6 protein-coding genes, 13 tRNA genes, 3 rRNA genes and 1 pseudogene are annotated in these 12,802 nt (G+C 45.6%); 1 reads left to right on the forward strand and 22 read right to left on the reverse strand.

The window, feature by feature from the left end:
- Positions 1–65: 65 nt before the first annotated feature.
- The 21 genes from tsaD to QFZ28_RS01070 form a co-directional block, all read right to left on the reverse strand.
- A complete protein-coding gene (tsaD, locus tag QFZ28_RS00970; protein ID WP_307192995.1) occupies positions 66–1,088 on the reverse strand; it encodes a tRNA (adenosine(37)-N6)-threonylcarbamoyltransferase complex transferase subunit TsaD in 1,023 nt (340 codons plus the stop codon).
- Positions 1,085–1,534, reverse strand: coding sequence for a ribosomal protein S18-alanine N-acetyltransferase (gene rimI, locus QFZ28_RS00975; RefSeq protein WP_307192996.1), 450 nt, complete (start codon positions 1,532–1,534; stop codon positions 1,085–1,087). Before rimI ends, tsaD begins: the two co-directional genes overlap by 4 nt.
- A gap of 12 nt (positions 1,535–1,546) precedes the next feature.
- On the reverse strand, positions 1,547–2,254 hold the full coding sequence (tsaB, locus tag QFZ28_RS00980) for a tRNA (adenosine(37)-N6)-threonylcarbamoyltransferase complex dimerization subunit type 1 TsaB (protein ID WP_307192997.1): 708 nt from the start codon (positions 2,252–2,254) through the stop codon (positions 1,547–1,549).
- Positions 2,235–2,708 (reverse strand): tRNA (adenosine(37)-N6)-threonylcarbamoyltransferase complex ATPase subunit type 1 TsaE, encoded by a 474-nt coding sequence (gene tsaE, locus QFZ28_RS00985; protein WP_307192998.1) that lies wholly within the window; start codon positions 2,706–2,708, stop codon positions 2,235–2,237. Before tsaE ends, tsaB begins: the two co-directional genes overlap by 20 nt.
- Positions 2,709–2,892: 184 nt before the next feature.
- Positions 2,893–2,966: transfer RNA gene (locus QFZ28_RS00990), tRNA-Asp, on the reverse strand.
- Positions 2,967–2,969: 3 nt separating this feature from the next.
- Positions 2,970–3,043, reverse strand: a tRNA-Met gene (locus QFZ28_RS00995).
- A 73-nt stretch (positions 3,044–3,116) separates the two neighbouring features.
- A 5S ribosomal RNA gene (rrf, locus tag QFZ28_RS01000) occupies positions 3,117–3,232 on the reverse strand.
- Positions 3,233–3,305: 73 nt separating this feature from the next.
- Positions 3,306–6,242, reverse strand: a 23S ribosomal RNA gene (locus QFZ28_RS01005).
- A gap of 197 nt (positions 6,243–6,439) precedes the next feature.
- Positions 6,440–7,989, reverse strand: a 16S ribosomal RNA gene (locus QFZ28_RS01010).
- Together the 16S, 23S and 5S rRNA genes with 13 tRNA genes alongside form the textbook arrangement of a ribosomal RNA operon.
- Positions 7,990–8,181: 192 nt before the next feature.
- Positions 8,182–8,255 (reverse strand) — tRNA-Gly (locus tag QFZ28_RS01015).
- A gap of 16 nt (positions 8,256–8,271) precedes the next feature.
- Positions 8,272–8,348: transfer RNA gene (locus tag QFZ28_RS01020), tRNA-Pro, on the reverse strand.
- Positions 8,349–8,355: 7 nt separating this feature from the next.
- Positions 8,356–8,432 (reverse strand) — tRNA-Arg (locus tag QFZ28_RS01025).
- A 61-nt stretch (positions 8,433–8,493) separates the two neighbouring features.
- A tRNA-Leu gene (locus QFZ28_RS01030) sits at positions 8,494–8,579 on the reverse strand.
- Positions 8,580–8,645: 66 nt separating this feature from the next.
- A tRNA-Leu gene (locus tag QFZ28_RS01035) sits at positions 8,646–8,730 on the reverse strand.
- 68 nt (positions 8,731–8,798) lie between these two features.
- Positions 8,799–8,874: transfer RNA gene (locus QFZ28_RS01040), tRNA-Lys, on the reverse strand.
- A gap of 1 nt (position 8,875) precedes the next feature.
- Positions 8,876–8,950: transfer RNA gene (locus tag QFZ28_RS01045), tRNA-Gln, on the reverse strand.
- A 28-nt stretch (positions 8,951–8,978) separates the two neighbouring features.
- Positions 8,979–9,055 (reverse strand) — tRNA-Asp (locus tag QFZ28_RS01050).
- Between the two features lie 56 nt (positions 9,056–9,111).
- Positions 9,112–9,183: transfer RNA gene (locus QFZ28_RS01055), tRNA-Glu, on the reverse strand.
- A 9-nt stretch (positions 9,184–9,192) separates the two neighbouring features.
- Positions 9,193–9,283, reverse strand: a tRNA-Ser gene (locus QFZ28_RS01060).
- A 7-nt stretch (positions 9,284–9,290) separates the two neighbouring features.
- Positions 9,291–9,365 (reverse strand) — tRNA-Asn (locus QFZ28_RS01065).
- 259 nt (positions 9,366–9,624) lie between these two features.
- Complete coding sequence (locus QFZ28_RS01070) at positions 9,625–10,098, reverse strand: SprT family protein (RefSeq protein WP_307192999.1); 474 nt, start codon at positions 10,096–10,098, stop codon at positions 9,625–9,627.
- 92 nt (positions 10,099–10,190) lie between these two features.
- Here QFZ28_RS01070 and cmpA point away from each other — a divergent pair, with 92 nt between their 5' ends.
- Positions 10,191–10,304 carry a cortex morphogenetic protein CmpA gene (gene cmpA / locus QFZ28_RS01075; protein WP_095251326.1) on the forward strand — a complete coding sequence of 38 codons (114 nt, stop codon included), beginning with the start codon at positions 10,191–10,193 and terminating at the stop codon, positions 10,302–10,304.
- 205 nt (positions 10,305–10,509) lie between these two features.
- Here cmpA and QFZ28_RS01080 read toward each other — a convergent pair.
- Positions 10,510–12,700: pseudogene (locus QFZ28_RS01080) on the reverse strand (Tex family protein).
- Positions 12,701–12,802: the final 102 nt, after the last annotated feature.

A 12,802-nucleotide genomic window follows, 5' to 3' on the forward strand; every position in this document is an offset into this window, starting at 1 on the left:
TCTTCGTCTTTTAATAAGAATGCCCCCGAAAACGGAACCCTTTACTTATCTATAAGGACTTTACTCTAATTATATAATTCAATGTCTAAACCAGGGTTTGCATTTAATGAGAGATCTGCTCGAATTCCTTTTTCAAACATAATGCTTCCAGCAGCCGCAATCATGGCCGCATTATCGGTACACAAGTTTAAAGGAGGAATCACCAAATCGATTTCTGCTTTGGTTGAGAAGGCCTCTTCTAATGCCTTCCTAAGGCCTTTATTAGCTGCAACACCACCAGCCAAGAGTACCTGCTTAACCTTATATTCCTCGGTTGCCTTTACGGTCTTTTTCACCAATACCTCGATAACACTTTCCTGAAAGCTTGCTGCAAGATCCTCAGGTGCGATGGTTTCACCACGCTGCTCAGCATTGTGGACCGTGTTAATAACCGCTGATTTTAGCCCGCTAAAGCTAAAATCATATGAACCTTCTTCTAGCCAAGCTCTAGGCAAATTGAGCGTATCACTGCCCTCTTGAGCCAGACGATCAATATGTGGACCACCAGGATAAGGCAATTTTAAAGTCCTCGCAACCTTATCATAGGCTTCACCTGCCGCGTCATCCCTGGTTTCACCTATAACCTCAAAATGTCCCTGTTCTTTCATGTATACTAATTCCGTATGTCCACCTGATACTACTAAGGAAAGTAGAGGGAAGGTAAGTTCTTTCACTAACCGGTTTGCATAAATATGACCAGCAATATGATGAACAGGAACAAGTGGAATGTTATGCGCAAATGCTAGGGCTTTGGCTGCATTTACACCAATTAACAGGGCTCCAACTAGTCCTGGTCCTTCTGTTACTGCAATGGCATCCAACTCAGGCAGTGTAAGGTTTGCTTCTTTTAAAGCCTCTTCAATCACAATTGTCATTTGTTCAACATGATGACGAGAGGCTATTTCAGGTACGACCCCGCCAAAACGCTTATGACTTTCAATTTGAGAAGCTACGACATTGGCAGCGATCTCCCTGCCATTCTTTATGATTGCAACAGCTGTTTCATCACAGCTTGTTTCTATTCCCATAATCCACTGATCTTTTATCATATATTCACCCACATCACTAAGGCATCTTCTTGATTATCTGTATAATAATTTTTTCGAATGCCGCCATTTTGAAATCCTAACTTACGGTAAAGAGATTGTGCAACATTGTTCGTCACCCGTACTTCAAGCGTCATCCTTCTTGCTCCCATATCCTTCGCCACAGTCATCATTTTACGAAGCAATGCTTCCCCAAGTTTTTTGCCTCGATAGTAAGGGAGGATGGCCAAATTTGTTACATGGGCTTCATCGATTACAACCCAGGCACCACAATATCCAATAATTTTATCGTCTTCTTCTAATACGATATAAACCGCAAATTTATTATTATATATTTCATTATAAAAAGCTTCTCTGCTCCAAGGTGTAGCAAAAGAGGCATGTTCTACCTCTAGAATTTGATCGAGATCCTCTTCCTTCATATAACGAAAAACAACTGAATCTACCATATTTCTTTAATCCTATCCTTTTAAAATTTTCCCATTTGCCTCTAACCACTTCGCCTCTGCCTCTGCTAAACGGATATAGTTAGGCACAAAGGAATGAATGTCTTCCCCCTGTTTATCTTTACCTAATAAAGCCAGCTCCGAAGGACGTGGATTATGCTCCGTAATCGCCGCAAACACTGCCTGGGTGCTTAACGTATTTTCTATTACAGTTTGATGAAGTGGCAGGTCGTTCCCAATAAATAAAATCGGTTTCTTTACTTCCTTTAATGCAGCTGCCCAATCAGCTGACAAAACTAATCGGTCCTCTTTAACGGCTGTAAGCTCCCCACTTTGGTATTCATACAGTCCTGTATAGACTTGTCCCCTTCTCGCATCAATAAGGGGTGAAATATAACCATCAAAGTGCCTTCCTGCCCCAGCCGCGATAATTTCAATACTAGACACTCCTACCAATGGAATCTTTAACGACCAAGCCATCGTTTTGGCGATTGTAACGCCAATTCGTACGCCAGTATAAGAGCCTGGACCTTTGGCCACCACTATTTTAGTTAACTGTGCTGGGACTCTTTCGCAATCTCTCATTAATGTCTGAATCGCTGGCATAATACGCACAGAATGATTCTTCTTTAAGTTGGTAATATATTCGCCTAGAACTTGATTATCTTCTATAAGCGCAACCCCTAATGGATAATTAGAAGTATCAATCGCTAGTATGGTCATTTAGAAAAATCTCCTTACATAATTGCTCATATCTTTTTCCCTTCGGAACAAACACCATTTTTCTTTTTTCAGGACCTTCGTGATATAAATAGATGGTTAACAACTCTTTTGGCAGCTGTTCCTCAATTAAATGAGCCCATTCTACCACCGTTACCCCATCTCCTTCAAAATATTCATCAAAACCTAAGTCCTCATAGGAGTCGGCCACTCGGTATACATCCATATGATACAAAGGCAGTCTGCCCTTATATTCTTTTATTATGGTAAAGGTTGGACTGTTAACGGTTTTCTTTATATCCAGTCCCTGTGCTAACCCTTTTGTAAAGGTAGTTTTACCTGCACCTAGATCTCCTTCCAGACAAATAACATCGCCTGGCTGCAAGAGCCCTGCAAGATTAGAAGCCAGCTGGAATGTTTCACTGGGGTCTTTTGTATATTTTTCATACTGATTCATATAATCACCTTTTATTTTAACATAGCTATCGCTATCTACATTCTACCTTATTTTTGTAAAAAAAAACCTTAGGATAGCTCCTAAGGATGTCCATTCACTATGTATTTTACCTAACTTTCACTATTTAAGCAAAAAGGCATAAAAAAAACGAAACAACGTTTCGCATTTTAAAAGATATAGATGACGGTCTGGACGGGACTCGAACCCGCGACCTCCTGCGTGACAGGCAGGCATTCTAACCAACTGAACTACCAGACCAAATTGCGGGGACAGGATTTGAACCTGCGACCTTCGGGTTATGAGCCCGACGAGCTACCAGACTGCTCCACCCCGCGACAATAATATTAGTGAACCAATATATTATATGCTTTAACAGATAATATATGCACACATTTAAAAAATAATACAGCCTGGCAACGTCCTACTCTCACAGGGACAAAGTCCCAACTACCATCGGCGCTGAGAAGCTTAACTTCCGTGTTCGGTATGGGAACGGGTGTGACCTTCTCGCCATTATTACCAGACTGTTTTTGAGGTATCATTCCCTCAAAACTAGATAATTTCAGAAGAAGTTTGTAAAACGAGTTCACCTTAAAATTGGTTAAGTCCTCGAACGATTAGTATCAGTCAGCTCCACATGTTACCACGCTTCCACCTCTGACCTATCAACCTGATCATCTTTCAGGGTTCTTACTAGCTTGACGCTATGGGAAATCTCATCTTGAGGGGGGCTTCATGCTTAGATGCTTTCAGCACTTATCCCGTCCGCACATAGCTACCCAGCGATGCCTTTGGCAAGACAACTGGTACACCAGCGGTGCGTCCATCCCGGTCCTCTCGTACTAAGGACAGCTCCTCTCAAATTTCCTGCGCCCACGACGGATAGGGACCGAACTGTCTCACGACGTTCTGAACCCAGCTCGCGTACCGCTTTAATGGGCGAACAGCCCAACCCTTGGGACCGACTACAGCCCCAGGATGCGATGAGCCGACATCGAGGTGCCAAACCTCCCCGTCGATGTGGACTCTTGGGGGAGATAAGCCTGTTATCCCCGGGGTAGCTTTTATCCGTTGAGCGATGGCCCTTCCATGCGGAACCACCGGATCACTAAGCCCGACTTTCGTCCCTGCTCGACTTGTAGGTCTCGCAGTCAAGCTCCCTTGTGCCTTTACACTCTGCGAATGATTTCCAACCATTCTGAGGGAACCTTTGGGCGCCTCCGTTACTCTTTAGGAGGCGACCGCCCCAGTCAAACTGCCCACCTGACACTGTCTCCCACCCCGATCAGGGGTGAGGGTTAGAATTTCAATACAGCCAGGGTAGTATCCCACCGACGCCTCCACCGAAGCTGGCGCTCCGGCTTCTCAGGCTCCTACCTATCCTGTACAAGCTGTACCAAAATTCAATATCAGGCTACAGTAAAGCTCCACGGGGTCTTTCCGTCCTGTCGCGGGTAACCTGCATCTTCACAGGTACTATAATTTCACCGAGTCTCTCGTTGAGACAGTGCCCAGATCGTTACGCCTTTCGTGCGGGTCGGAACTTACCCGACAAGGAATTTCGCTACCTTAGGACCGTTATAGTTACGGCCGCCGTTTACTGGGGCTTCGATTCAGAGCTTCGCTTGCGCTAACCCCTCCTCTTAACCTTCCAGCACCGGGCAGGCGTCAGCCCCTATACTTCGCCTTGCGGCTTCGCAGAGACCTGTGTTTTTGCTAAACAGTCGCCTGGGCCTATTCACTGCGGCTCTTCGAGGCTATTCACCTCAAAAAGCACCCCTTCTCCCGAAGTTACGGGGTCATTTTGCCGAGTTCCTTAACGAGAGTTCTCTCGCTCACCTTAGGATTCTCTCCTCGCCTACCTGTGTCGGTTTGCGGTACGGGCACCTTTTATCTCGCTAGAGGCTTTTCTTGGCAGTGTGGAATCAGGAACTTCGGTACTATATTTCCCTCGGCATTACAGCTCAGCCTTAATGGTAAGCGGATTTTCCTACTTACCAGCCTAACTGCTTACACGCACATATCCAACAGTGCGCTTACCCTATCCTCCTGCGTCCCCCCATCACTCAAACGATAAAGAGGTGGTACAGGAATATCAACCTGTTGTCCATCGCCTACGCCTTTCGGCCTCGGCTTAGGTCCCGACTAACCCTGAGAGGACGAGCCTTCCTCAGGAAACCTTAGGCATACGGTGGATGGGATTCTCACCCATCTTTCGCTACTCATACCGGCATTCTCACTTCTAAGCGCTCCACCAGTCCTTACGGTCTAGCTTCAACGCCCTTAGAACGCTCTCCTACCACTGACACCATATGGTGTCAATCCACAGCTTCGGTGTTACGTTTAGCCCCGGTACATTTTCGGCGCAGAGTCACTCGACCAGTGAGCTATTACGCACTCTTTAAATGGTGGCTGCTTCTAAGCCAACATCCTGGTTGTCTAAGCAACTCCACATCCTTTTCCACTTAACGTAAACTTTGGGACCTTAGCTGGTGGTCTGGGCTGTTTCCCTTTTGACTACGGATCTTATCACTCGCAGTCTGACTCCCACGGATAAGTCTTTGGCATTCGGAGTTTGTCTGAATTCGGTAACCCGATGAGGGCCCCTAGTCCAAACAGTGCTCTACCTCCAAGACTCTTACAACGTGAGGCTAGCCCTAAAGCTATTTCGGAGAGAACCAGCTATCTCCAAGTTCGATTGGAATTTCTCCGCTACCCACACCTCATCCCCGCACTTTTCAACGTGCGTGGGTTCGGGCCTCCATCCAGTGTTACCTGGACTTCACCCTGGACATGGGTAGATCACCTGGTTTCGGGTCTACGACCACATACTCATACGCCCTATTCAGACTCGCTTTCGCTGCGGCTCCGTCTCTTCAACTTAACCTTGCATGGGATCGTAACTCGCCGGTTCATTCTACAAAAGGCACGCCATCACCCATAAACGGGCTCTGACTACTTGTAGGCACACGGTTTCAGGATCTCTTTCACTCCCCTTCCGGGGTGCTTTTCACCTTTCCCTCACGGTACTGGTTCACTATCGGTCACTAGGGAGTATTTAGCCTTGGGAGATGGTCCTCCCAGCTTCCGACCGGATTTCACGTGTCCGGCCGTACTCAGGATCCACTCAGGAGGGAACGAAGTTTCAACTACAGGGTTTTTACCTTCTATGACGGGCCTTTCCAGACCGCTTCATCTACCCCGTTCCTTTGTAACTCCATGTTGAGTGTCCTACAACCCCAAGAGGCAAGCCTCTTGGTTTGGGCTATGTCCCGTTTCGCTCGCCGCTACTCAGGGAATCGCGTTTGCTTTCTCTTCCTCCGGGTACTTAGATGTTTCAGTTCCCCGGGTCTGCCTTCAATACCCTATGTATTCAGGTAAAGATACTGCTCCATTACGAGCAGTGGGTTCCCCCATTCGGAAATCTCCGGATCAAAGCTTACTTACAGCTCCCCGAAGCATATCGGTGTTAGTCCCGTCCTTCATCGGCTCCTAGTGCCAAGGCATCCACCGTGCGCCCTTTCTAACTTAACCTAAAAGGTTATACTACTCTTATTAAATAAGAGAGAAAAACTAAAATGGCGATTCTCGGTTTTACTTTGACTTCTTCTTACGATTATCTAGTTTTCAAAGAACGATTAAAAAAAGCTTTGAGAGAATTACTCCCTCAAAACTAAACAAACAAGTAACAGTCAACGTTTATCAGTCCACAAGGACTGCATATTCCTTAGAAAGGAGGTGATCCAGCCGCACCTTCCGATACGGCTACCTTGTTACGACTTCACCCCAATCATCTGTCCCACCTTAGGCGGCTGGCTCCTTGCGGTTACCCCACCGACTTCGGGTGTTACAAACTCTCGTGGTGTGACGGGCGGTGTGTACAAGGCCCGGGAACGTATTCACCGCGGCATGCTGATCCGCGATTACTAGCGATTCCGGCTTCATGTAGGCGAGTTGCAGCCTACAATCCGAACTGAGAATGGTTTTATGGGATTGGCTAAACCTCGCGGTCTTGCAGCCCTTTGTACCATCCATTGTAGCACGTGTGTAGCCCAGGTCATAAGGGGCATGATGATTTGACGTCATCCCCACCTTCCTCCGGTTTGTCACCGGCAGTCTCCTTAGAGTGCCCAACTGAATGCTGGCAACTAAGAACAAGGGTTGCGCTCGTTGCGGGACTTAACCCAACATCTCACGACACGAGCTGACGACAACCATGCACCACCTGTCACTCTGTCCCCCGAAGGGGAACGTCCTATCTCTAGGAGTGTCAGAGGATGTCAAGACCTGGTAAGGTTCTTCGCGTTGCTTCGAATTAAACCACATGCTCCACCGCTTGTGCGGGCCCCCGTCAATTCCTTTGAGTTTCAGCCTTGCGGCCGTACTCCCCAGGCGGAGTGCTTAATGCGTTAGCTGCAGCACTAAAGGGCGGAAACCCTCTAACACTTAGCACTCATCGTTTACGGCGTGGACTACCAGGGTATCTAATCCTGTTTGCTCCCCACGCTTTCGCGCCTCAGCGTCAGTTACAGACCAGAAAGCCGCCTTCGCCACTGGTGTTCCTCCACATCTCTACGCATTTCACCGCTACACGTGGAATTCCGCTTTCCTCTTCTGTACTCAAGTCCCCCAGTTTCCAATGACCCTCCACGGTTGAGCCGTGGGCTTTCACATCAGACTTAAAGGACCGCCTGCGCGCGCTTTACGCCCAATAATTCCGGACAACGCTTGCCACCTACGTATTACCGCGGCTGCTGGCACGTAGTTAGCCGTGGCTTTCTGGTTAGGTACCGTCAAGGCACCGGCAGTTACTCCGGTACTTGTTCTTCCCTAACAACAGAGCTTTACGACCCGAAGGCCTTCATCGCTCACGCGGCGTTGCTCCGTCAGACTTTCGTCCATTGCGGAAGATTCCCTACTGCTGCCTCCCGTAGGAGTCTGGGCCGTGTCTCAGTCCCAGTGTGGCCGATCACCCTCTCAGGTCGGCTACGCATCGTCGCCTTGGTGAGCCGTTACCTCACCAACTAGCTAATGCGCCGCGGGCCCATCTGTAAGTGTCAGCGTAAACCGACTTTCAGCTTTTCCTCATGAGAGGAAAAGGATTATCCGGTATTAGCTCCGGTTTCCCGAAGTTATCCCAGTCTTACAGGCAGGTTGCCCACGTGTTACTCACCCGTCCGCCGCTAACCAAAAGGTGCAAGCACCTTAAGATTCGCTCGACTTGCATGTATTAGGCACGCCGCCAGCGTTCGTCCTGAGCCAGGATCAAACTCTCCAAGAAAGTTGATATAGCTCATTTGTTACGTTGGCTTAGCTTTTATAAAAGCTAAAAAATTGTTTGTTGACGTTCTTGTTTGTTTAGTTTTCAAAGAGCAAGGCTACATCATCGAATAACTTCTTGCTGCCTTGCGACGAGCTGAAGGATTACACCTTCGAATATGCTGTGGCGCAGGAGCAATTAAATAAGATAAATTGGAGCGGGTGATGAGAATCGAACTCACAACATCAGCTTGGAAGGCTGAGGTTTTACCACTAAACTACACCCGCATATAAAATTTTCGAATGGTCGGGAAGACAGGATTCGAACCTGCGACCCCTTGGTCCCAAACCAAGTGCTCTACCAAGCTGAGCTACTTCCCGTAAAATATGGCGCGCCCGAAAGGAGTCGAACCCATAACCTTCTGATCCGTAGTCAGACACTCTATCCAATTGAGCTACGGGCGCATTATTTAAAAGTCAACTTTTATATCTTATCAGAAACAATTTGATATGTCAACATCTTTTTTGGTGCGGCCGAGAGGACTTGAACCTCCACGGGGTTGCCCCCACTAGGCCCTCAACCTAGCGCGTCTGCCATTCCGCCACGACCGCATGTGTTACAGCGACATTTACAATCATACCAGACTATCAATTGTTTTTCAATAGTTAATTATTGGTTGGTGCGGGTGAAGGGAGTCGAACCCCCACGCCTTGCGGCGCCAGATCCTAAGTCTGGTGCGTCTGCCAATTCCGCCACACCCGCATTTATGGAAAAATATTTTGCTAGCGCAAAATGGAAGGAAAGTTATTTTCGCTATCGCGAAAAAACTTTGGTGAGCCATGAAGGACTCGAACCTTCGACCCTCTGATTAAAAGTCAGATGCTCTACCAACTGAGCTAATGGCTCTTGGCTGGGCTAGCTGGATTTGAACCAACGCATGTCGCAGTCAAAGTGCGATGCCTTACCGCTTGGCTATAGCCCAATATTTTTAATTTCATGTTTCATAAAAATGGCGGTCTGGACGGGACTCGAACCCGCGACCTCCTGCGTGACAGGCAGGCATTCTAACCAACTGAACTACCAGACCGAATGATATTTTAAATAAGAAACAGGAAATGAGCTATAATCATCCCCCGTCCCTGATGACCCCTACGGGATTCGAACCCGTGTTACCTCCGTGAAAGGGAGGTGTCTTAACCACTTGACCAAGGGGCCTTAATTCTATGGCGGAGAAGGAGGGATTTGAACCCTCGCGCCGGTTACCCGACCTACACCCTTAGCAGGGGCGCCTCTTCAGCCTCTTGAGTACTTCCCCATAAAAATGGCTCCGCAGGTAGGACTCGAACCTACGACCGATCGGTTAACAGCCGATAGCTCTACCACTGAGCTACTGCGGAATAATATGATGTTGTTCCCTAAACCTTGTTTGCAACCGGGTGTCCCCACCTCAGAAAGTAACGCAAGGAGCGGCTCGGTGTGTACAACTCGTAGCCTATTCATGAAGCTTTGCTCGTCTCTACCACTGAGCTACTGCGGAATAATATCATGTTTATCTGCCGGACAAGCACCATCACCTTGTCGACTCTTTACATTATAATGACGTTATATTATAAAGTCAATACGATTTTTCGATAAATTGACTTGCAAATTATTTCCTTATTGTCCTTGTAACTCAATTACCTTTTTTAGCTTCCCTCTACACTTTCCGCATACGTATCGACTTATATCAATGCTACGTTTTCTTTTGTATTGCTGATGGCATTTTGTACATTGGTAAAGGAGGATTTTATTGGAGGTACGTTTCTTAGGTTTGTCTAGCAGCGGACTGCAAAATCTTGGTGCGCCAACTTTTTTTAACAACATTTTAAAATCGGAATCACGGTGCTGATATCCTTTTCCTTCTAGATGAAGATGGTAATGGCAGAGTTCGTGTTTAATAATCCCGATTAATTCGTTTAAGCCTAGTTGATCTAAGTATTTTTTATTGATATCGATATTATGAGTACCAAGCAGGTATCTTCCCCCTGTTGAACGCAGCCTGCTATTAAAGGAGGCTTTATGCCTAAATGGCTTACCAAAAGATTCAATCGAGACTTTTTCAACTAGTTTTTGTAGTTCTTTATCCTCCATTTAGATTCCCTCCTATTTTTAGCGAACGTGACAACCTATTATAGCATATATTGTATATACCTTTAATGATCTACTTTTCGGGAGGGTTAACTATGCCGACTTGGTTCCAAAACCAAATGAAAAGAGCTTTCTACGAGAAGGACCGATACCAGATTAAACTATTGAACCAGTGCTGGTTTTTTTACAGAAAAAAACACATTTCATAAGAATTCCAGTTTCAGTACCAATACGGTCTATTGGTTACCACATCACCATTTTTACTATCTGTTTCGGTAGCCAATAACCTCTATTGGTTACCACTTTCTCAATTTTCTTTTAGATTCTGGTCACCATGAACGCCATGTACGAATTAAAATCAACTAAAAAAAGATAACCATCCGTAAAGAACGGTCATCTTCTATTAGTATTCCCTTATTTAGATGGAGGCAGCATGGTTAAGGCTACTCTTCCCTTTTTCATATCCACTGAGTCCACCCAAACAGTTACAACATCACCTACAGATACAATATCCAGTGGGTGTTTTACAAAACGATTACTCAACTTCGATATATGAACTAATCCATCCTGCTTAACCCCGATATCAACAAAGGCTCCAAAGTCTACTACATTTCGAACCGTACCCTGAAGCTCCATCCCTGCACTTAAATCTTCTAATTTAAGGACATCCTTTTTCAATAATGGACGCGGTAAGTCGTCACGAGGGTCGCGTTCTGGTCTTACTAATGCATCGATGATATCTTTTAATGTTAGTTCCCCAATGGATAATTCAGCAGACACCGCTTTAAGATCGAGTCCACTTAGCGCCTCCCGCAATTCAGCTGTTCCTAAATCCTTGGCGGAAAAACCTAGACTAGTCAAAAGCTTCTTCACTTCATCATAGTTCTCCGGATGAATTCCAGTTCGATCTAGCGGCTGTTTCCCGTCTAATACCCGTAAAAAGCCGATTGCTTGTTCATAGGTTTTTGCTCCAAGGCGCGGGACTTTCTTTAATTGCACCCTGCTCGTAAACTTTCCTTCCTCTTCCCTTTTCTTTACAATATTTTGGGCAGCTGTTTTGGTTAATCCCGCTACATATTGGAGCAGGGAGGCTGAGGCTGTATTTACATTAACACCTACACGGTTTACGGCTGTTTCCACTACGAAATGCAATGATTCTGATAGACGTTTTTGGGTAACATCATGCTGGTATTGACCTACTCCTACTGATTTAGGATCAATCTTTACTAACTCCGCAAGCGGGTCCTGTAATCTACGTGCGATGGAAACTGCACTTCTTTCTTCTACTTGAAAATCAGGAAACTCTTCTCTTGCTATATCTGAAGCAGAATACACACTGGCCCCTGCTTCATTCACGATTAGGTAATAGATTTCTTTCTTCCATTTCCTTAAGGATATCCGCGACGAACTGTTCCGTTTCCCTGGAGGCAGTTCCATTTCCGATCGCCGCCATCTCTACCTTATAATCACGAAGAATGCGAATGAACTTCTCCTTTGCTTCCTTAGTCTTTGATACAGGTGGATGCGGATAAATCACATCAATTTTCAGCACCTTACCAGTTTCATCAACAACTGCAAGCTTACAGCCTGTCCGATACGCCGGGTCTACACCAATAACCACTTTCCCTTTTAATGGCGGCTGTAAAAGTAAGTTACGAAGATTTTCAGAGAATATATGAATGGCCTGCTCTTCACCTTTATCATTTAGCTCACTTCGAATTTCCCTTTCAATTGAAGGCTGAATCAGGCGCTTATAGCTATCTTCAATCGCTTCTATTACAAATGCTGCAGCTGGTGAATGCTGAGCACGGACCCATTTTTTTGATAAGTAGGATAGGATAATGTCATTATTCATTTTTATTGATACCCTTAAGATATCTTCCTTTTCACCACGATTTAACGCAAGGATTCGATGTGGAACGATTTTATTTACAGGTTCCTCATATTCATAGTACATTTCATAAACTTTTTTCTCGTCCTTGTCTGCGTCTTTTACGGTTGATTCCACTTTACCCGACTTAAAGGTTTCATTCCGAATCCACTTTCGACTTTCAGCGTCGTCAGAGATCATTTCTGCAATGATATCTTTTGCACCGGCAATCGCTTCTTCAACCGTAAGAACTTCTTTTTCCTCTGATAAAAATTCCTTGGCTTTATCCTCAATTGGTGTCATTGGAAAAGTTAATAACCATTCTGCTAATGGCTCTAAACCTTTTTCTTTTGCAACCGTTGCTTTTGTACGCCGCTTTTGTTTATATGGGCGATATAAATCTTCAACCTCTTGCAGCTTTTCTGCCTTTGTTATTTTATGTGTAAGTTCGTCGGTTAGTTTACCTTGCTCCGCAATAGTCCGAAGTACTTCTTCTTTCCTTTGCTCAAGGTTTTGTATGTATTGCCAGCGTTCCTGGATATCTCGAATTTGAACTTCATCGAGTGCCCCCGTCATTTCTTTACGGTAGCGGGCGATAAATGGCACGGTATTTCCCTCATTCAATAAGGAAATAACACTTTTAACCTGCTTTTGAGATATCGCTAATTCGGCAGCTACCTTCCCAAGCAGCTGTTCATCTTTCACAACTGTATCGTTCACAACACAAACCTCCATTTCCTATTACCATATTGTATCAAATTCCCCCACCCGATTCATTACAAGACCCTTTCTTTCCTATTAAATAAAAAAAGAAGCAAGCTAATTAGCTTGCTAAGG

The organism is Neobacillus niacini (assembly GCF_030817695.1).
In the GTDB taxonomy this organism is placed as follows: domain Bacteria; phylum Bacillota; class Bacilli; order Bacillales; family Cytobacillaceae; genus Neobacillus; species Neobacillus niacini_F.

Coding starts and splice junctions, on each gene's coding strand:
- cmpA (WP_095251326.1), top strand. CDS start 10,191: ATGCCGACTTGGTTCCAAAACCAAATGAAAAGAGCTTTCTACGAGAAG.
- tsaB (WP_307192997.1), bottom strand. CDS start 2,254: ATGACCATACTAGCGATTGATACTTCTAATTATCCATTAGGGGTTGCG.
- tsaE (WP_307192998.1), bottom strand. CDS start 2,708: ATGAATCAGTATGAAAAATATACAAAAGACCCCAGTGAAACATTCCAG.
- rimI (WP_307192996.1), bottom strand. CDS start 1,534: ATGGTAGATTCAGTTGTTTTTCGTTATATGAAGGAAGAGGATCTCGAT.
- tsaD (WP_307192995.1), bottom strand. CDS start 1,088: ATGATAAAAGATCAGTGGATTATGGGAATAGAAACAAGCTGTGATGAA.
- QFZ28_RS01070 (WP_307192999.1), bottom strand. CDS start 10,098: ATGGAGGATAAAGAACTACAAAAACTAGTTGAAAAAGTCTCGATTGAA.